The 19267-nt window shown below is 38.4% G+C and carries 19 protein-coding genes and 1 pseudogene; 6 read left to right on the forward strand and 14 right to left on the reverse strand.

Annotated elements, in window-relative coordinates:
- Positions 1 to 161: 161 nt before the first annotated feature.
- Together MHI34_RS20170 and MHI34_RS20175 are read right to left on the reverse strand one after the other, a co-directional pair.
- Positions 162 to 599, reverse strand: a complete 438-nt coding sequence (locus tag MHI34_RS20170; RefSeq protein WP_342503869.1) for a hypothetical protein — start codon at positions 597 to 599, stop codon at positions 162 to 164.
- A gap of 149 nt (positions 600 to 748) precedes the next feature.
- Positions 749 to 988: pseudogene (locus tag MHI34_RS20175) on the reverse strand (hypothetical protein); the annotation flags it as partial.
- Positions 989 to 1094: 106 nt separating this feature from the next.
- On the opposite strand from MHI34_RS20175, the gene MHI34_RS20180 reads away from it, so the two are divergent.
- From MHI34_RS20180 to MHI34_RS20190, 3 genes are read left to right on the forward strand one after another with little or no spacing between them, the layout of a single operon-like run.
- Positions 1095 to 1709 (forward strand): sigma-70 family RNA polymerase sigma factor, encoded by a 615-nt coding sequence (locus MHI34_RS20180; protein WP_330493900.1) that lies wholly within the window; start codon positions 1095 to 1097, stop codon positions 1707 to 1709.
- Entirely contained in the window at positions 1675 to 2490 is an 816-nt protein-coding gene (locus MHI34_RS20185) for an ABC transporter ATP-binding protein (protein WP_340834063.1), read from the forward strand. Before MHI34_RS20180 ends, MHI34_RS20185 begins: the two co-directional genes overlap by 35 nt.
- On the forward strand, positions 2490 to 4961 hold the full coding sequence (locus tag MHI34_RS20190; RefSeq protein ID WP_342503870.1) for an ABC transporter permease: 2472 nt from the start codon (positions 2490 to 2492) through the stop codon (positions 4959 to 4961). Before MHI34_RS20185 ends, MHI34_RS20190 begins: the two co-directional genes overlap by 1 nt.
- 723 nt (positions 4962 to 5684) lie before the next feature.
- On the opposite strand, the gene MHI34_RS20195 is transcribed toward MHI34_RS20190, so the two are convergent.
- The 3 genes from MHI34_RS20195 to MHI34_RS20205 all read right to left on the reverse strand — a co-directional run bounded on the left by MHI34_RS20195 (position 5685) and on the right by MHI34_RS20205 (position 7899).
- Positions 5685 to 6251 (reverse strand): hypothetical protein, encoded by a 567-nt coding sequence (locus MHI34_RS20195; RefSeq protein ID WP_036128987.1) that lies wholly within the window; start codon positions 6249 to 6251, stop codon positions 5685 to 5687.
- Between the two features lie 488 nt (positions 6252 to 6739).
- Entirely contained in the window at positions 6740 to 7285 is a 546-nt protein-coding gene (locus MHI34_RS20200) for a histidine phosphatase family protein (RefSeq protein WP_089932291.1), read from the reverse strand.
- 215 nt (positions 7286 to 7500) lie between these two features.
- Positions 7501 to 7899: a hypothetical protein gene (locus tag MHI34_RS20205; RefSeq protein ID WP_230594003.1), complete on the reverse strand. Its 399-nt coding sequence runs from the start codon at positions 7897 to 7899 to the stop codon at positions 7501 to 7503.
- 1055 nt (positions 7900 to 8954) lie between these two features.
- Between MHI34_RS20205 and MHI34_RS20210 the strand changes: the two genes are divergently transcribed.
- Positions 8955 to 9425, forward strand: coding sequence for a hypothetical protein (locus MHI34_RS20210; RefSeq protein WP_342503871.1), 471 nt, complete (start codon positions 8955 to 8957; stop codon positions 9423 to 9425).
- Between the two features lie 196 nt (positions 9426 to 9621).
- Here MHI34_RS20210 and MHI34_RS20215 read toward each other — a convergent pair whose 3' ends face one another.
- The 5 genes from MHI34_RS20215 to MHI34_RS20235 all read right to left on the reverse strand — a co-directional run bounded on the left by MHI34_RS20215 (position 9622) and on the right by MHI34_RS20235 (position 13752).
- The gene (locus MHI34_RS20215) at positions 9622 to 10350 is read right to left on the reverse strand and encodes an alpha/beta fold hydrolase (protein ID WP_342503872.1); all 729 of its coding nucleotides are present in this window, start codon (positions 10348 to 10350) and stop codon (positions 9622 to 9624) included.
- A 26-nt stretch (positions 10351 to 10376) separates the two neighbouring features.
- Positions 10377 to 10901, reverse strand: coding sequence for a hypothetical protein (locus MHI34_RS20220; RefSeq protein ID WP_036128993.1), 525 nt, complete (start codon positions 10899 to 10901; stop codon positions 10377 to 10379).
- A 400-nt stretch (positions 10902 to 11301) separates the two neighbouring features.
- Positions 11302 to 12024, reverse strand: coding sequence for a toast rack family protein (locus tag MHI34_RS20225; RefSeq protein WP_230594005.1), 723 nt, complete (start codon positions 12022 to 12024; stop codon positions 11302 to 11304).
- A 109-nt stretch (positions 12025 to 12133) separates the two neighbouring features.
- The gene (locus MHI34_RS20230; protein ID WP_036128994.1) at positions 12134 to 12514 is read right to left on the reverse strand and encodes an SRPBCC domain-containing protein; all 381 of its coding nucleotides are present in this window, start codon (positions 12512 to 12514) and stop codon (positions 12134 to 12136) included.
- A 29-nt stretch (positions 12515 to 12543) separates the two neighbouring features.
- Positions 12544 to 13752 carry an MFS transporter gene (locus tag MHI34_RS20235; protein ID WP_036128996.1) on the reverse strand — a complete coding sequence of 403 codons (1209 nt, stop codon included), beginning with the start codon at positions 13750 to 13752 and terminating at the stop codon, positions 12544 to 12546.
- 144 nt (positions 13753 to 13896) lie between these two features.
- Here MHI34_RS20235 and MHI34_RS20240 point away from each other — a divergent pair, with 144 nt between their 5' ends.
- Positions 13897 to 14754, forward strand: coding sequence for a LysR family transcriptional regulator (locus MHI34_RS20240; protein WP_101966775.1), 858 nt, complete (start codon positions 13897 to 13899; stop codon positions 14752 to 14754).
- Positions 14755 to 14792: 38 nt separating this feature from the next.
- On the opposite strand, the gene MHI34_RS20245 is transcribed toward MHI34_RS20240, so the two are convergent.
- Positions 14793 to 15353, reverse strand: a complete 561-nt coding sequence (locus tag MHI34_RS20245) for an XRE family transcriptional regulator (RefSeq protein WP_036128998.1) — start codon at positions 15351 to 15353, stop codon at positions 14793 to 14795.
- Positions 15354 to 15504: 151 nt separating this feature from the next.
- Between MHI34_RS20245 and MHI34_RS20250 the strand changes: the two genes are divergently transcribed.
- Positions 15505 to 16374 carry a DMT family transporter gene (locus MHI34_RS20250; protein WP_101966597.1) on the forward strand — a complete coding sequence of 290 codons (870 nt, stop codon included), beginning with the start codon at positions 15505 to 15507 and terminating at the stop codon, positions 16372 to 16374.
- A gap of 33 nt (positions 16375 to 16407) precedes the next feature.
- Here the strand turns inward: MHI34_RS20250 and MHI34_RS20255 are convergent, their stop codons facing one another.
- Genes MHI34_RS20255 through MHI34_RS20265 form a run of 3 tightly spaced genes read right to left on the reverse strand, consistent with a single transcriptional unit; the run spans position 16408 to position 19056 of the window.
- Complete coding sequence (locus MHI34_RS20255; RefSeq protein WP_101966596.1) at positions 16408 to 17406, reverse strand: HAMP domain-containing sensor histidine kinase; 999 nt, start codon at positions 17404 to 17406, stop codon at positions 16408 to 16410.
- Positions 17403 to 18074, reverse strand: coding sequence for a response regulator transcription factor (locus MHI34_RS20260; protein WP_101966595.1), 672 nt, complete (start codon positions 18072 to 18074; stop codon positions 17403 to 17405). Before MHI34_RS20260 ends, MHI34_RS20255 begins: the two co-directional genes overlap by 4 nt.
- 1 nt (position 18075) lies before the next feature.
- Positions 18076 to 19056 carry an alpha/beta hydrolase gene (locus MHI34_RS20265; RefSeq protein WP_089932299.1) on the reverse strand — a complete coding sequence of 327 codons (981 nt, stop codon included), beginning with the start codon at positions 19054 to 19056 and terminating at the stop codon, positions 18076 to 18078.
- Positions 19057 to 19267: the final 211 nt, after the last annotated feature.

Raw genomic sequence — 19267 nt, forward strand, 5'->3', positions numbered from 1 at the left:
TGCAAAAACTCCTTATTTTCCATATCTATTCCATAAATAGTAATCTACCATTTAACAAGAAGGATTGGTGGCTTTAGGAATTTTCACTAGATTTCCAGAAATAACTTGGTCAATATAGTGTTTTTTATAGCATCTTTCGTCTTGAGTATATTGGACTACAATCAATCCCAAGCATTAAACATAACGTCGCCAATCGTTTGGCTATTAAAATAAGCGATGTACTGCCATTCCGTCACTGATAAGCTATGTAAAGCCTGATCCTTTGATAGTAATGTCATAAGAGTAGTCGCTTCTAAGCATTTACGCATGGGGAAATATTTGTGTAGCCGAGGCTTTGATAAAAATGTAAAGGGAAGCTCCTCATCCTGCTTCGCAAACGCAATATAGGGCATATATCGATGATGAAGAATTGTCAGCTTCTCCCCATCTAAGTCCACCATTGCCTGCATGTAGACAAAGGGAGGTTCATCGATAAATTGTCTTACTTTTGCTCGCTGTTCACTTGTCACTAAATGGTACACCATTGACTGAAACGTACGCATATCCTGCTCGATTAAATGCTCGGCATCAAAACCAGTAATTCCTTTTGTTAAACGCAAACCATCACTCCTTTTTAGTTGACTCTATAAGGACCTTCTCGTTTGAACTAGTCATTTCCTGCCAATCTACCTTATTTCTTTCAATATGATAATCAATTTGTAAAAAAGGAATCCCCCATATCGTCATCCGATGCGAAGCGGTCAATGATGCCATTTTCTTTATGATGCTCCCCCTTGCTTTCTCCCCAGCCACTAACCTGTAAACCTGGTATGATCTTCGTTTCATAGGTAAAACGCTGTGGCTCCTCAGATGCTCTTTTCGGTATATATGTAATGGATGTAAACCGTAAATCCCATTGCTCATGCAGCTGAGGATTTTGTGTATAATCCCATGCTTTTTCTATAGGAGCATGGATGGCTATCTCGACATAAATAGGTTTTTTGCTCATAAACTCACTCCTTTTTTTCGATTAAACCACTATCATTATAGCAGTAAATTGCTAACCTTCTATTAAATGGGTATGCTTATTAAGTTTCTTCCTAAAAATAAAAAACTTGAATCGAAATGACGACTTGCCGAGTCTAATAGTCGAAAAGGAGGCGATTTTCATTACAACCACGCAACAATCTCTTGTAGCCTTAGCCCAACATGGCGATGAGCAAGCGTTTTATCAGCTTATTGAGCAGGAGCAGCATAAGCTTTATCGTATGGCTTATGTCTATGTACAAAATGAAAACGACGCCGTAGAAGTTTTTCAGCAAACGATTATTCGAGCCTTTGAGGGCTTAGCACAATTAAAGGAGCCGCACTATTTTACCACTTGGCTAACCCGCATTATGATCAATTGCTGTAAAACCTATATAGCCAAGAAAAAGAAGGTTCAGCTTGTCGAACCACAAACCTTAGAGGATTTAAAAAGTACATCTCCTACATATATCGAGGAAGAGCTGGATTTATGGCAGGCTCTTTGCCAGCTTGAGGAAAAGTATAAAACGGTGTTATTGCTACGATTTTATCAGGACTACTCCGTCAAGGATATTGCAGCGATTTTACAATGCCCTGAAGGCACCGTCAAAACACATATTCGCCGTGGCTTGCAAGCATTACGACAACAATTAAAGGGGGCATATCTTGATGAGTGGGTTCAATCCGTTGAAAGAAGTCATTAATGCAATACCCATCCCTGAAGGACGTTTAACGGAAGTGTTACGTGTTGAAGGGATGTCCAAAATTTATCAGCAAAAGCATCACACCGTGAACGCCTTAAAAAATATCCATTGCACCATTTATCAAGGAGAGATGGTGGCCATTATGGGGACAAGCGGCTCTGGTAAAAGTACCCTACTGAATATGATTAGTGCGATTGATGAACCAACAGACGGGGCATTATTTTTATTTGGTCAGGAGGCTCAGGATATATATCAAGAGCCCAAAGCATCGCAATTTCGTAAAGAAAATATCGGCTTTATCTTCCAATCCTTTCATCTGTTAAAAGATTTATCCGTGGAAGATAATATTGCACTCCCCCTTATTTTAAATGATGTTTCTAGTAAGGACATTAAAGTGCGCGTGCAGCACATGATGGAAAAACTGAAAATCGGCGCTTGGGCAAAGCATCGACCACATGAGCTATCAGGAGGACAAAAGCAACGGGTTGCTATTGCTCGTGCCATTATCGCAAATCCGCCTATTTTGCTAGCTGATGAGCCAACAGGAGCGCTGGACGTCAATACGACGGATGAGATATTGGAGTTGCTTGTTGAGCTTCAAAAAAAGAGTCAACAAACGATTTTACTTGTCACTCATGACCCTTATGTTGCTACCTATGCCAATCGGGTGTTGTTCTTCCATGACGGTGCGATTGTAGACTCCTATCAAAACCAGCGAAATGAAGAGGATTTGGATTGTATTTTAATGAAATTTAAGCAGGCTACGAGGGGGGAGCGATAATGTTTACAATGCGTGCCGTTGCCCTAAAACTTTTTCGTGCCGCTTGGACAAATGTCCTAACGAGTATTAGCATTATAACCATCTCCATTTGCCTTGTGATGACGATGAGTGTCTACGCTTTAAACGCCCATAATCAAATGAAGGCTGACATCCAAGCCTTGTACGGAGAAATGGATATAATGGTCGGCTATAATCCAGATCAACATCAGCTGTTAACGACACAACAAATAGAGTTACTTTCCAGCCTAGCAGGTGTCACCCAAGTGTCTAATGTATCTTTAGCTCACACAAAGGTTGAGCAAGAAAAAAGCACAACCTTTTATACCGTTGGCGTAGAAAATGATGACCTTGTGAAAAGCCGCTATCATTTCGAGATGAATCTTGGTCCGAACGATGCCATTATTTCAGAAAATGTGGCACGTATTTTCAAGAAGAACGTCGGAGACACCATTCATATTCAAACGAAGAATTTTATTGTCCGAGAAATTTTACCAACGATGAAAGGTACGGATAGCCCTAATATCATATTGTTGCCAAATACCATTGTGAAAACATGGATGAATAATAGTCAGCCACAAACTACTGGTATGTTTGCACTTATTAAAACAGAGGATGGCCTTGCTAAGGCAGTTGGCACAGAGATCAAGCAACTTGATGAAACTCTTCGTGTAGATGTCATGAGTGATTATGATTTGTTTAAAAGAAATTTACAAAGCTTAATGATTTTTATGATTGTCCTAGCTGTCTTTATTTTACTCATTGCAAGTGTTTTATTACTGTCCACTTTCCAGCTATTATTTTATAAAATTAAAGAACAGCTGATGATTTTACGTGCTCTCGGTGCATCAGTGCAGCAAGTTAGGCGCATTGTCAAACTACAATTATCACTTATTATTTGCTTTGGGGTTATGCTCGGAACAACGATGAGCTTACTGGTAATAAAAATTTGGCTACCACAATTGATTAGCCTCTTACATTTACCAAATGCTAGAACAGAGCTTCCTCTTCCTTTTGTGATTGTGATCGCACTTTCGAGCTTCTTGATTCTTCAGGTAATGACACAATGGCAAGTAGCAAAAAGTGCCAGATTATTGCCATTACAAATCGCAACAGACAATGAAAATTTACGTCTTCGTTGGACCAAATGGAAAACGATCATGGTCGGCATTGGAGGAATTATCGCTGTTTTGTTTTTGTTGCAAGCACAACTGACAGGAACAGGAAGCAATCAAGGAGCACTCTTGATTTTAATCGGAACGATCTTGATTTGTGGGATTTTACTGTTATTCATCCCCTATCTGTTTACAGCCCTCCTTCAGGTTGCATTAAAGCCGATTCGTGCAGTGTTTGGCAAGGAAGCCTATTTAGCGTGCCAGCAAGTCATGCCACAAGTACGCAAAAATAGGCCGATTGTGCTCAGCATTATTGGGTTAATGGTCATTTTAACCTTTGGTAGCTCGTTAATGAAAACGTTACAGCATAATGACCTAGCCTTCACCGAATCACAATACGAAACCGCTGTAAAAATCAATAATGAATTAAATGATCCAACCCTTACACCCGCAGTTATTAAGGAAATGGAGGCCTTGCCAAGCGTGCAGTATGCTTATGCACAAAGTAATAATGCGTACATTGCCCTGCAACTCGGCGATGAATGGCTACCAGAGAACTATACAACCATTGATATCGAGAAATTTGGACAATTAGGGAAGTTGCCAAAAATCGAGGGCCCTTTACAGGATGGACTGTTAGTGACAAAAAGCTTGGCGAATCGTCATCATTTATCGGTTGGTGATCGTATTACAATAGGCTCCTATGATGTTGCTGCACAGCAGGATCGGCCAACAGGTGAATTACAAATTATAGGAATTATTGATGCACCTCTTCACTACGCAGAATTAATCGTGGATTGGTCATCCTTCCTCACTTCTCAGGACCACACAATCATTGAAGACATTATGGTCGAAACGACTAACCCTGAGCAAGCATTGTCTGACCTGTCATTCTTAGAAGAGCGCTGGCCAGCCTTGAAATTTACGGATAAAGTGACCATGATGGAGCAATCCCGTGAAATGTTCTTCCAACGTTGGAGCCTATTTGTCGGCGTCTTTGTACTATTAATTGTCGCTACTGTCCTTGGTGTACTGCAAACATTACTGCATACCATTTATACTAAACGTAGTGACTATGTCATTCAGCGATTGATAGGCTTATCACCAAATGGTTTAATAAAACTTATTTTGACGCAAGTCCTATCGTTTGTGCTATATGGCCTCACTGTCGGCACGTTTATTGGACTTATTTTAACAAGAATGCTGGGATTCATTGATGAAAGCTCTCCGATGTCCTATGACTACTTAACATTAGGCATCACAAGCAGCGCCTTCTTAATAGCAACACTTATTGTCTTTACGCTCCAAGGCTATTGGATTAGCCGACAAAAATTAGCGAATGAAATCGTGGAAATCTAAATAACAACAGCCCTTCTATATCAGAAGGGCTGTTGTTATTGTTGTTGAAAAAAGGTGATGTCAATAGCAGAAAAAGAACCTTTGGCAAGGTGAGCGGGTGATTTCCGCTCCGCCAGCGTCCTTTCCAGGGGGCGTCCGATGAGCCGTAGTGAACAAAATAGCCCATTATTTGTATGACGAGAGAAAGGATAGGTTCTTATTTTCCATGTGGAGAAGTGATGCGTGACAACACCCTTCCATAAAGAGTAATGAATACTTTCACTTTAGTTGAAAACCTTTGCTAAAAAGGTACCATTTTTGTGGGTTGAAGTGGAAGGCTACTTGACTCCCGTGGGATAGCGAGACAGGCGATCCCCTGCACGAAGCGGCTCGGCGCTCGCCCACAAGAAAAAGCAAGTAGCCTGCAACGGAAATCCTTTTTCACCTCTCACCTCTCACCTCTCACAAAAATGCTATTGATAGTTTTGTTTTTCAACACTATGAAAACGAGGCTGGGACAAAAGAAAAAATGTTAGACCATTTACAAGTTTGGTCTAACATTTTTTTGCGTAATTAGAACACATAAACTTTAATAAATCACAAAAATAACATTCATTTTTTGCTTTTTCTAAATAAATGAGTTATGTCCCAGCCTCGTTGTCTTTGCTGTTCAAAATTCAGATTTTGAAGGGCTCTCACATTCGTTTCGTCATTTTTTCGACGAGTTGCCCATTCCATCGAAGGTTATGGTTTTTGGCAAGCAAAATTATAACCACCGATTTTTCTAGCCTCCGTCGCATTGGTTTGTCCATTTAAACCAGCATCATCTCTTGAGTCAATGATGGGGTTGCCACCCTGTGCAAAGCATTTATTCATGTAATTCATTTTTTCTTTATGTGTCAAGTATCGGTCCCAGAAGAAATAGCCTATGAAAGAAACCAAACCAATTCCGGCAAGCCATGCGATAACAGCATATGGTGTTACTTCTCCATCTTCATTTTCTTTATAAAGGATTGTACCATCGTAATTTTCCATGTCTAGCCCAAAGGTTAAAAGTTTATGATGAACCTCATTAGGAGATAGTGATTCGAGAGATTCGTAATAATTTAATTCTTCATCTGAGAAATGATATAATTCCTGGGCAGCTTCTTCATCAAACTCTAATGTTTGTGTAGCCAAGTTATAGTAGATGGATTCGGCTAAAGCACTTTCTTTACGTCCAAATTCATTAGCATTCGCAAAATTCGGAAAAATTGTAGCAACAATCAACGTAACAATCAAACCGCAAATAAAAAATTGAAGCTTCTTCATCACAGCAAACCTCCTTGTTTTATTTATTTATGTTAAAATATTACATTAATGGATAATGTAATATTAACTTCATTATACATAATATCCAGATAAATGTATAATATATAAAGAAAGTGAGGTGTTTTTTTGTATTTCTCAAATATACAATTATTAATGCTTGTATTTGCCTTTATTATTGCGATTTTCAGTGTGATTAAGGTGTATCAAATAAAAAAAGAGTATTTGATTAAACACAGAGAATTAGAGGTGGAATACGAAAGAATCCAACTGGAGAAACAAAAACAAAAGATCCTTTAATTTAGAAAGAAACATGCACCTCAGTCATTAGATTTTCCCTAACGATTGGGTGCATCTATTGGTTTTATCCTAACAATTGAGAATGACATTGGATGAAAAGGTGAAAATTCTAATTATGAGATAGGGACATCTTTCTAGCTATTCAGTTAAAGGCCCCATTAGCGAAATAAAACCTACTATTTTATTGTCGTTTAACCTTGCCATATTCGTTCTATATTTACTTCATTTTCTGTTAAGCATAATTGAAAAACATCTGGATTACGAAGATTTTTCCAACATTCAAAGTCAAAGTCATTATTAAAATTTTTTAGCAATAACGACATGATATTACCGTGCGTAACTATCAATGTGTTTTCAATTTCACTTTTACAAACGTCATCTACTACATTTACTATTCGATTCATTGCTTCTTGACTTGATTCTCCTCCTTCAAATTTTAACTCTGCATCATTAAATGTTTCTTTCAGCTTTTCATACCAATCAGGTAAATCTGTTGTAGAAAGGATACGTTCTGACAAACGCTCATCTATTTCTATTTTTAAGTTTTTTTTCTGGCTTATAGGCTCAACTGATTGAATAGCACGTAAAAATGGGCTTGAAATTATTTGGTCAATTTTTTTATTGGAAAAAAACCTCACTAATAATTCTGCTTGTTTTTCTCCTTGTTCTGTTAGCTGTGCTTCAGCAGCTTGTCCCCTTGCTTCACAATGTCTCACAACATAAATTTCCTTTGTCATACATGCCCCTCCCAATTAGGTGTTATAAGTAAGTTTCTATGATTGTCATTAATTTTCCTTCTAACACAACCCGAGTCGTTAGCTGAACAAGAATCCGTTGCCACAACTCTTACGTTTTGACCATGTATAAATAAAAAAGACCACTTCGTATGAGATGGATACATCATTCTAGCTATTCAATTAGCGCACCACGCTTGTTGAACAAGATACTTTGCTTACCCTTCAACAATTGCAAGATATTTTTTGATTTGTCCTTCAGATTCAACAATTAAAATATCTCCTCGTTCTTTGGTAGAAAAAATCTTTGTACCAACAGGAAGTTTATTCGACATCTCATCTCTAAAATCTGTATTAGCATCATTTTTTGTTTTTATTTCACTGATTTGAACATCTTTTGTTAAAGACAATTCTTCAACCCAATCAATATTAGTTTTGTAGATAACTCCATCATACTGGAAAATATCAGCATCAGAATCTAATGTTAAAACTTCTTCGGCATCTATACTGTCAATTGATACTGTTGTAGTTCCTCCTTGAATATTGCATCCTGTAATCATGAATAAAGCTAATGCGATCAAACCATAGAATAATTTTTTTATTTTCAATCCACCCACCTCTTTTATATAGACACCAATTGTCTACCAAAAGTTACATATTCAACTAAACTGCTTCGTTAGTTGAATAAGAATCCGTTCCACAACTCTTGCATCTTGACACCGTTTAAATAAAAAAGATCACCTCATATGAGATGGATACCTCTTTCTTGTTATTTAATTAATGCCACCTTTAGTAAAATAATAAAAAAGCTCTAATTTACCAAAGTCTAATATTAATTTCCAACCTTTTTTGGGAGCTGTCGTCGAATCTGAAACACCTACCATTATTGGGTTGTACTTGTCTTTAAGGAACATTTATAAACAGTATCTCCAAAAGACCGAATGTCGTTTAGATAATCGTATCCTTCAGATGAACCATAACGGTTGAACATTCTTACTGCTACTACATTTTCCTCTGGAATGACGAGCAGAGCTACATTTGTGTAGCCGAGTAATTGATAGGAACCTTTTGGAACTGTGTCGCCTAAATGCCCCCAATATGATTGAAGGCACTATGCAACATTACTCTGTTTTTAACTATTAAAGATACCAGCACAAGTTATATGAGCATTTTGAATGTAGCATACAACGATAATTTTCGCAAAACTCTGTTATATAAACTAAACATCGAACACACTATAGTTACCATTTCTTCAACTAGCGTGCACCATTAACTGAACATGAATCCATTCTACAACTATTACGTTTTGGCCCAATACGAAGTCCCGTCAATACGATGAAATAGCATGAAACCGTTTTTTCAATTTTTAAAAATGCCTAGTGAAAAAATAATGATAATTTAAAACTTCATTTTTTGAATCAGCTCGTCTCCTCTTGCAATTTTTTGATAAAACCTCTATCACCAGAACCAATTACAATATCGTCACCATAGCAGACAGAATCGTTTCTGTTCATTGTTATGAATTGCACATCAGGTTTTCAAAATGCTCTGTTCAAGGAAAATTTTGATATTGGATGCACGCTCGAATCCTTGCTATAATCAACACAAGAACAAGCATTCGTGTAGAGGGGTTCAAAAAGTTAAAAACATGTTTAAATGGGGAACAATCATTTTGAAAAAGTTTCGTGGGAAAAAGCGTTATTTCCGTAACTTATGGCAAGAAACAGTAGCAGAGCAATATGATTTAGACTTTGGCAAAGAAGGTTGGTTTGATTTGTGGCACACCCATCTTGATTTTTATGGATTGGGGAATACCAGTTTGAAAATACGAAGAACGCATATAAAAGCCTATATAGCCTTACATAACAGTTTATTAGAAAAGCTTGAAACACTCGGAAAACCATATCAATTGTGGATTGAGTTAGTAGATGAAGATTGTGGTTTGGATTCAGTCTATATTCATACGCCCAATCCTAATGAAGACAATTTTCCACTAAAAATAGAAAATATCAATTGGAATTGCCCTGTCCCAAAATACTTAAAGGATTTAATAAACCTGAATGAATTTCATGTAGGACACTATAAGCGGGAATCAAATAACTGCTATTTAATCCTGTCTAAAAATAATGTGGTTACATTGTAAAATTTGTTACTTAATAAGAATAGGAAACCCGCAAAAATTAGGTTTCCTTCAAATTTTATCAAAAGCTATTACATGTTTTTAAAATAATTATGTATTCTATTGAAAACCCCTTAATATAGAATTATTTTTCAAAAATATTCAGGATGCTTGGCAAAAAGGCATTTTGGTATGTCCTGCAACATTCCTCCATTAGCATTTATTCCAAAAAATCTATTATCTCCTGTATGATTTCATCTCGATCCCGGCCTAATGTCATCAAATGTTTAGCGTTTTCAAAGCCCCTCATCTGCTTAGTGGAAGAGTGAACATGTTGATAAATCGTTTCAGCGCTTTGTGCATATGATGCATCGTCGCGTTCACCGTAGTAGATAGCGATAGGAACGGTAATTCTATCAAGCTGCTGCATCGTTGCTTGGATAAACTGTTGAAATGCGCTCATAGCATCTAACGCCATGTGGTGAAATGGCTCCATTTCCTGTGAAATTTGAGACGCTGATTTGCCCTCTATCGTTTTATAATTGTAGGCATAATCAATTATTCTTTGTTTTAATTGCGCTGGCTCCTTATCAATTGGTACTGATAAGACAATGATTTGTGATAGCTTTTCGAATTGGGCAAGCTTTAAAGTAAAAATGCCACCGATGGATAAGCCAATGACCGAAATTTTCTGATAGCCTTCATTCAATAAAAATTGGTGGGCATTGACTACATCCTGCCACCAGTCGTCTACCTGATAGTGTAATAACTGTTCTGGGGTATGACCGTGTCCTCGGTATAATGGTGCATAGCAAGTGTAGCCTTGTGCATGTAATGAAGTGGCTACTTTCTTCATATCTCTTGTATGACTTGTAAAAGAATGTAAAAGTAATACGGCATGCTCGTTTCCCTGTAAATAAATTTCTTTCGCTGGTAGTATCTTCAGCACACAATCAAGCCCTTTCTCGAATTCGTTTATGCTCCCACAAACAATACTGCCTGTCCTATCGCAATAAAAAAGGCTTCCTCCTGAATGGGACTACTGTCTTCAATTTCTAGCGTAATATCAAAATGCGTCTCACAGAAAGTAGCTTGCCAACGTGCGATAGGCTGCTCATTCACTGTAAATACAGACCAGCCCTCCATTTCTTTGTTGAGCTTGATTTGCTGTTCACCATTTGTAATCAGTAAATCAGGAATCATGATTTGCCAGCCATCATAGGCAATCATATAGTCTTTGCCTGACACCAAATCCTTGCCTCTGAAATGTACGCGCCCACGACGGGATACTTTTTTACACGTAAAAAGTGGTCGACCGTTGCGATCATTGACATCAAAGCGAACAAAATAACGATAGTCCATCGTGCGGTCAAATGCTTTTTTTAGAGCATTGGAATAAACACGTTGAACAGTGGACGATACCTCCCCTGCTTCATTGATAATTTGGATGGCCTCTGTTGACTCGATAGCTGCTGGTTGCTTGTATGTATAAATTTTCACGACTTTCGCTCCTTCAAAACAATAACTTTCTTAAAGCTACCATAAAATAAGCGCCAAATACAAAGGATGTATTTGACGCTCCTATTATTGTTTGGGTACTTCTACTGTAAATGGTTGGAACTTCACTTCTTTATAGGCTGATGGATTGAATGGGATATGTGTTTCTTTGCCATCAGCGTCTATTTGAACGCTCCCACCTCCTGATGGAATGGAAACATAAGGCGTAATGATTAATTTTTCAACGTGTTGTGCTATTGGATCAAAGGCTTTGTTCCATACTTGTTTCCCCTCCTTCCATACTTAGAGTCTTTTATCCAAGCAAAAGGTTTCACTTTTATTTATTTTTTTGGCCATACAAAAAGTAGACTACTGTATTTTAAGTAGCCTACTACATTTTCCTTTATTGATCTAATTTAAAGGTAATATCTCCGACACCCAATTCCGAATGAACCTCTAGCACAACATCTGCCTTGTCATAGGCTTCGTTGACATAGACACCCTGGCCTTTGGATACAAGACCCTCTATATTTGAAGATCCGATGCCCTTCTCTGTCGTTAATTTGACACCAACCTTTGATGGTAAAATAACGGTTGTTTGACCGACGCCCGTTTCAATCGATGTCTTAAAGCTCTTTTTCCAATCGCCACCTAAATTAACCGTTACATCACCGACACCTGCATCAATATCAAGCTTTTCCAGCTGGAGCCCCTGTAAATCTAGGTTTGCAAGGGATGCGCCTGTTTCAACTGTCAAATCCATCGGGATACTGTCATTCAGTTGGATTGCCCAAGTGTTTTTAATATTTGAGATTCCTAGCTTTGTAGAGCCTTTATGCTGAATATCCACTTCTCCCGTATCGCCGTGGACATCATAGTCTACCTGTGGGGCTAGCTTTTTAATATTATAGTCGGCCTTGCCCTCTACCCATTCCTTCGCACCGCTCGATACTGTCAGTTCACCAACACCTAGATCAATGTCTACCTCTAATGCTTTCACTTTATCCTTTTCTACCAAGATGGCTTCCTCTCGCATCTTGTTGTTTGGAATAAAGGAGAAACACCCCGATAAGACCAATACAGATGTACCCATTATGACACCTAAACCAACTAATTTTTTCAACATGATTTCCTCCCACCATATAATCTACCAATAATTTCATTATATAGGAGTCAACCTTTTAAAATACGACCCTGCGCTCGAAATTTATCTAAGACCTAAGACGTAGGGTTCGCTACTGATAAGGGATATCTCCCCCTTCCAGCAATGCCTTTAAATTAGCCAGCGAAGCCTCATAGCCTGGTGAGTTAATGCTTACAGTTGTCCCCTCGTGCTGTTGTACTAGCGTAATGGCAATCAACGTTTCCGGCACCTCTAAGTAAAAGGAAAACTCCTCATGTTTTTTTACGTGCTGAATCGTGAGCTGCATAGGTAGCTTTTCAGATAGCTGATTATGCGCATTAGGCATTAACGTAAACGTTATCTTTTCACCATCTGCGAGTTTAGGGATATCCCAGGTGGAGCCTGGTGCATACCATTGCGAGAGGAGTTGTTCCTCTGTAATCGCTTGCCACACGCTATCTATTTTCGCATCAATCCAAATCGAACTGGTCATTCACCATTACCACCTTTTTCTATTTTCCATTATTTTACCGAATTTTCAAACGATAGACTACTTTGGGATGTTCGGTATAAATGAAATGCCCCAATGATGATGAACATGGCCATGAAATCCAAGGCTATTTGATGACTTGAGAAAACAGCAACTAAAAAACCATACAACGTTGGTGCTAAGACAATAAAAAATTGATTAATCGTTAAAGCTGCACTCACGGTAAGTCCCACAGCTTGAGGATCAGAATGCTCGGTGACACAGGTAATATATAAGGAATACCAGCCGAGTGCTAAAAAACCAAACACACCACAAAAAATAATCATCAAGCTCTTCCCATGTATGACAAAGGGCAAACAGCCAATCATCATAAATGTGGCAACCATGACAAGCACTAACAATGACGCACGTTTATGAGCGAAATATCGGTCACCCAGCCAAGCAAGCACAATTCTCCCTAGCATGCCTCCCAGCAAAATCAAACTTAAATAGCTCCCTGCCTCTGTTAATGTATAGCCGCCCTCTTGATGTAAATAGCTCATAAAATGAGCAATGATGACCATTTGTAAGGACATCATGACAATGCCGACAAAAAATAGAGGATAGAGCGCTCGATTATGTTGAATAGCCATCATCTTTTCTTTAAAGGAAATAGGATTTGCGGCAACGGTTACGTGCTGTTTTGGTTCATGATACAGCAGTAAAAATAAAAGTCCCCCACCTATCGCCACTAACCCCTGTACCAAATGCACAGTGGACAGATGGTGCTGTTGATATAAATACGTTAGTACAATAGAAGAAAGTGCCCCACCAATGGGGATACCTGTCTGGCGAATACCAATAGCAAGCCCACGATGCTTATCTGGAAACCACTTCACAATAGCGGTACTGCCGCCAGTTTGTGCACTACCATACCAGATACCAACAACTATTAATACGAGGAGCAATGTCGTATAATGGTTCACAGGTATTAACAGGAAGGCTGACAGGCCCAGTATAACGGAGCCCCATCCAATAATCCGCTTTTCTCCTTTTTTATCCATAAGGTAGCCAAATAACAGCATGGAGAAAATCGGCCCTATATTGACGGCTGAAACAATCAGTCCAGTTTGAAAGGACGTTAAGTGCCATTCCATTTGATAAAAAGAGGCAACTGGCCCCATCCCATAGGTGACAAAGGTTGAAGCTGTCTGTGACAGTGTAGCCACTAGTAAAATAACCCATTGATAATATGTATGCATGTTAACCCTCCATCAGGTTGATACCGCTTTATTTATGCAGTATACCTTGTCGCTACCTAGAGTTTACGTTGACTGATAGCATACGTAAAATGGAGGAAAATGATAGCAGCTATCAAAAAATTTAATAGGTGTGTGACGAACAATATGAACATTGAAGACATTGCCTTAAAAATAGAGCTTTTAGAAAGGCAAAACTTAAGTAAATCCGCTGAAATCACTAATTATACACAATCTGCCTTAACTTCGAAGGTAAAAAAAATAGAAAGTGAAATTGGACAGGAGATCTTTAAACGAACACCACAAGGTTTAAAGCTGACGGAGGTAGGTAGCCATTATTTACAATTTTTAAAACAGGTTGCCCAAAACTATGAAGAATTTTTACAAATGATCGGACCTGCTCAAACGAGCCTCCATTTTGGAACTTCTCATACAACCATTAAAATTTATGGTGCATCCATTATGAACGAACTCCAAACGAGTCATAGTCCAATTGATGTCGATTTCACTGTCGAATCAAGTACATCTTTAAATCACAAAGTACATAATGCTGAGCTGGATTGTGCACTGACTAGTAATCCAACTAAACAGTATGCCGATTTAAACTATGATCTAATTGCGTCAGAAACATTTGAGGTCATTTCAAGCCCTTCTCATGTCATCGATTTTGAGCAACGAACGCCAGTAACACTACTCGTCTTAAGTAAAGGCTGTATGTATACACATGCATTGGCACAATGGCTAACAATGAAGCAAGTTCCTTTCACAATGAAAGAAATTAAATCCGTTAGTAGTATTCTTGATTTTTTAGAAATTGAGCATACGATTGCAGTCTTAAATACGAAATTATTGGCACTTTATCATTGCCCTGACCTGCACTTTTATGACATGGATGATCTCAATAAAGTAATTGAAACGGTCTTTATTTATCATGAAAACGACAGCAAGCATTCCTCTATTATGCAATTAAAGCAGGTAATAGAGTCCTTGCTTGAAACGGAATAGTATCGAATACAGCAAGGCTTCGCTAGTCCTTGCTTATTCTATATTAATGAAGGTGTTAGAACGAATAATACGTGGATGCTGTCATTGCTTTTATTGAGGAAACGATGTCGAACATTCGGCGGAATCCGCACAACATCCCCTTCCAATAGCTCATACTCTTCTCCTTCTAGCTCTACATAGCCTTGCCCCCTCATCATCACTGCTATCTCTTCTTTATCATTGTGACAATAATGACTTTCCGTGGTCACTGCGTGTGGATTTAATTCCATCATGAGCATGTCAATTCGAGCTTTCATAAAGTCAGGTGTTAATACATCATAGACAATATGATCCTTGTTTTCTCGATATATTTTTTTGCGGTTGTGCTTGCGTGAAATAAGTGTACTTGTATCGATATCATGAATAAAAAGTGTAAACAATGGTACATGTAAAGCCTTTGCAATTAACTCCAGCACACTTAACGATGGATTCGCTTGTCCACGTTCGATTTGACTAATTAAAGAAGTACTAATGCCTGCGTAATCTGCAAACTCTCTAATGGTCATACCATTTTTCTTCCGATAACTTAGTACGGTTTGTCCTAATTGATGATACTGCATGGCACGACTCCTTTTTATCATAATGTGTATTTTTCTAGTTTTGTGCTGATATTCTAAAAACCCTATTTTATTGAGGAAGACTACACTATAATAGGTTAGGCAATATTATTAATCTTGTTTATTATTATAAACAAATACATAGGAGTTCATCATGTTTTATTACATCTCTTTATTTTTTGCTGTCTTTGCATTATCGACTTCAGCTATTTTTGTCAAGCTTGCCGATGCGCCACCAGCCATTACGGCCTTTTATCGATTATTTTTTGCGCTACTAGTGCTACTCCCCTTTTTATTAGCGCAAAAGGGATTGCGACAGGAAATGACGAGCCTCTCCAAAAAACAGTGGGGACTGGGCATTTTATCAGGATTATTTTTAGCCTGTCACTATGTCTTATGGTTTGAATCATTAAACTACACATCGGTGGCTAGTTCAACAGTCATTGTAACACTACAACCTTTATTCTCTTTAGTGGGAAGCTATTTTTTATTTAAAGAACGTTTTTCTAAAGGAGCAATTGTTGGCTGTTGCGTAGCCATTATCGGTTGTTTCATCATCGGCTGGCAGGATTTCCAGATTAGTGGACAAGCTCTTTATGGCGATATCCTTGCCTTTATAGCGGCAGGTATTATTACGGCCTACTTTTTTATCGGACAATCTGTTCGCAAGGATTTATCACTTGTTCCTTATTCGATCATTGGCTATGGAAGCAGCTCCATCTTCTTAGCGGTATACGCCCTCTTTATGCAGGAATCGTTCTTCGACTATTCAGCATCCACTTGGTGGTCTCTTGTAGGATTAGCCGTTATTGCAACGATTTTTGGGCAAACCATTTTTAATTGGCTATTGAAATGGTTAAGTACAACCGTTATCTCGATGAGCATTTTAGGCGAAACGATCGGTACATGTATATTAGCTTATTTTATTTTAGATGAGATGATTTCTATTCAACAAGGGATCGGCATTATCGTCATTTTACTAGGACTTGCGCTCTTTTTACTGCAACAACGAAAATCTCATTAAGACAAAACAACGGCAAAGGCTGCCGTTGTTTTGTTATTGCAGGGACTTTTGGGCAAAGCCAAAGGAAGTCCCCGTGTCGTTTGATTGTAATGAAACGTCGATGTTCAATGTTTTGGCAATGTCCTGTATAATTTTGAGCCCAAGTCCTGCATAATCGGCATCAGGCTCGAAGCCGACTCCATCATCACACATGAACACTTGACCATTCTTTATCGAAACCTCTAGCTTAGTTGCTTGGGCATGCTTTAATGTATTTTGGAAGACATTATCAAATAAACGTTGTAGCCATAATTCATTGCTAATCCAAATAGCATGTGGGTCGTCATGGTGAAAATGCAGGGCTATGTTTTGCATGCGATATAAATAACGCCACTTCTTCATCATCGTTTCTAGTAGCTGTGCAAGCTGGATTTCCTCCTGGACAACAAAGGAATTTTCACTTGTATCAAAGGCTTGTAACTGAAATGCATTTGTTAAATTCGTTATATAGTGGATTTGTGCATTTAAGGATTCCACCAATTTCGGCTGCCCTTGTAATTGATCTTCTAGAAAAAATAACTGTAAACGTATGGCCGTCAAGGGCGTATGGATGTCATGTCGTAACTTTTGCAGCAGCTCTTTTTGGAGCTCCTGCTGCTGCGCTAACTCTAATTCTCGGTAAGTCGTCCGCTCAATTAAGAGATTGACAGACTGCATAAGCTGTCCTATTTCATCCTCACTACTAATTGTTAACGTATTTGGTATCCGTTCATTACTAGCTAATTCCCGTATCGTTTTATTGAGCATCGTGATTTTTGACAATAAAGAATGGATAGTTGTTGAGAATAATAATGCTAACAGTCCTAATGACAGCACAAACGCTACGAGCATAATAGGATAGGCAAAGGATTCATGAAACGGAATGCCTTCATTTTTCAATTTAAAGACCTTGTCATAAACAAGAGCTATAGCCACACTAATGCTTAATAACACAATTGGTACACTAGCAATCGCCAAAAATAATAAAGTACGGTATTTCGTTTTTAAGGTCATTTTTTGATGTAGGTATTCAAACGATACCCTTCTCCATAAATATTTTGCACAATGCCGCCTGCTGGATCATGTAACTTTGCTCGAATCTTTTTAATATGGACATTGAGAATATTATGATTGCGTTCATCCAGTGGCCAAAGATAGTCGAAAAATTGATCCTTTGTTAACACTCTGTCTCGATTGTCAAATAAATAAAAGAACATTTTCCGCTCTGTCGCTGTCAATGCAATTTCATCATGAAGATTTTGATTAAACACTTTACGCCGCTCCCCATCAATAAATAAATGCTGGATTTGCGTCAATGTACCATATTGCTGGCTCAACATTTTTTGCATCCTAAGCAAAAGCTCACGCGGGTCAAATGGCTTTGTCAAATAATCCTCCCCGACCGTTAAGCCCTCTAGCTTACTATCAATATCATTTCGTGCCGATAGAAAAATAATGGGGATATTTAAGCCTAATCGTTTAATATTTTTGCTTAATTGATAGCCATCCTCTCCTGGCAGCATAATATCCATAATGACTAAATCCACTTGCTGAATGAGTGACATAATGTCTCGACCATCTGTTTTCCAAATCGCTTCATAGCCTTCTCGCTGTAGTATTTTTTGTAGCAAATCCCCAATCATTTGATCGTCTTCTACAATTAAAATGGTAAATCCTTTCATATTATCGACCTTTCTTATCAGCATTCGTTTTCATAAATATCATGGCTAGTTGATAGATTTCATCGGGTTGATAAAGATAAATACTATGTGTGCCACTGACCTCTTCCACCTGTGCATAGGTGAATTGCTGTGCAAAGTCTGCATAATCCTGCCTTTTCTGCTTCGTATATTGCGAATCTTTATTGTCTTCTGCAATGGCATCAATCAGCAAGATTGGCGTGTTTTGCGGCTTTGGAAGCTGTTCTGATTGTAAACTATTTTCATAGACCTGTAACAGCTCATTTTTCATATCCTCATTAAAAAACTGTCTAAAGGACAATGCCTGATACATTTTCTTTTCCTCTGCTGTTAAAAAGGACATTTTCAATACTTGCGGATTATAGACCTGTGATGGCAGAAGTCGGTGTAAACCCATTCTAGTTGCTAGACTCATCCCCTTCACCATCCATCTATCGACGGTTCCCATTGGATGCTTTACATATTGACTAGGTAAACCAATGTCCAGCGCGATGATTCCCTTTACTTCTTCGGGGTATTTTTGTGCCCAGTAAATGGCTTCTAGCCCTGAAATGGAATGTGGTACGAGTATATAAGGAGGCTGAAGACCACTTTGTAGCAGAGCCTCTCGTGTTTGCGCTAGGATTGTCTCAATGTCTCTTGCATCATGGGCTACATCACTATAACCATAGCCAGCTCGATCCACTACGGCTATTTGATGGTGCTGTGAAAACTTACGGTACAGCCCCTTTAACTCATACACTGGGGCTGCAATACCTGAGCCTGCCATAAATACATACGTGTCCTCGCCAACTCCCTCCTGATAGACATTAATTTGATGACCGTCGACGTCTACTAGTGTGCCATTATTTTGTAAAATAGCAGATTCCTTCTGTACTAAATAATAATGGTAGATCCAAACAACCACCATTCCAAGCATGATTAATGCTCCTATGTATACCAATAATTTCTTTAATTTCTTCATACGTAGCTCCTCTCCGTTCATACTTGCAAGGATACACATTAAAAATAAATTTCTAATTAATTTTTGGAGAAAAATTATAGTTGCACACTTCCTAAAATGACTCAGCCATCTGACCCCGATTGAATATCGGCACCAGATGGCTGCATAGCTTTGAACGATTCATTATAAGTACCTGTAGTCTAAATGGACACTTTATTCCAATAGTAAAATC

Origin of the sequence: Lysinibacillus sp. FSL L8-0126 (assembly GCF_038630385.1) — a bacterium.
Classification (GTDB): Bacteria; Bacillota; Bacilli; order Bacillales_A; family Planococcaceae; genus Lysinibacillus; species Lysinibacillus fusiformis_D.

Excerpts from the sequence above, each read along its gene's own strand:
- MHI34_RS20235 (WP_036128996.1), bottom strand. The coding sequence starts at position 13,752 with ATGCATACATATTATCAATGGGTTATTTTACTAGTGGCTACACTGTCA.
- MHI34_RS20240 (WP_101966775.1), top strand. The coding sequence starts at position 13,897 with ATGAACATTGAAGACATTGCCTTAAAAATAGAGCTTTTAGAAAGGCAA.
- MHI34_RS20250 (WP_101966597.1), top strand. The coding sequence starts at position 15,505 with ATGTTTTATTACATCTCTTTATTTTTTGCTGTCTTTGCATTATCGACT.
- MHI34_RS20260 (WP_101966595.1), bottom strand. The coding sequence starts at position 18,074 with ATGAAAGGATTTACCATTTTAATTGTAGAAGACGATCAAATGATTGGG.
- MHI34_RS20200 (WP_089932291.1), bottom strand. The coding sequence starts at position 7,285 with ATGACAAAGGAAATTTATGTTGTGAGACATTGTGAAGCAAGGGGACAA.
- MHI34_RS20225 (WP_230594005.1), bottom strand. The coding sequence starts at position 12,024 with ATGTTGAAAAAATTAGTTGGTTTAGGTGTCATAATGGGTACATCTGTA.
- MHI34_RS20265 (WP_089932299.1), bottom strand. The coding sequence starts at position 19,056 with ATGAAGAAATTAAAGAAATTATTGGTATACATAGGAGCATTAATCATG.
- MHI34_RS20190 (WP_342503870.1), top strand. The coding sequence starts at position 2,490 with ATGTTTACAATGCGTGCCGTTGCCCTAAAACTTTTTCGTGCCGCTTGG.
- MHI34_RS20195 (WP_036128987.1), bottom strand. The coding sequence starts at position 6,251 with ATGAAGAAGCTTCAATTTTTTATTTGCGGTTTGATTGTTACGTTGATT.
- MHI34_RS20185 (WP_340834063.1), top strand. The coding sequence starts at position 1,675 with ATGAGTGGGTTCAATCCGTTGAAAGAAGTCATTAATGCAATACCCATC.
- MHI34_RS20255 (WP_101966596.1), bottom strand. The coding sequence starts at position 17,406 with ATGACCTTAAAAACGAAATACCGTACTTTATTATTTTTGGCGATTGCT.
- MHI34_RS20245 (WP_036128998.1), bottom strand. The coding sequence starts at position 15,353 with ATGCAGTATCATCAATTAGGACAAACCGTACTAAGTTATCGGAAGAAA.
- MHI34_RS20230 (WP_036128994.1), bottom strand. The coding sequence starts at position 12,514 with ATGACCAGTTCGATTTGGATTGATGCGAAAATAGATAGCGTGTGGCAA.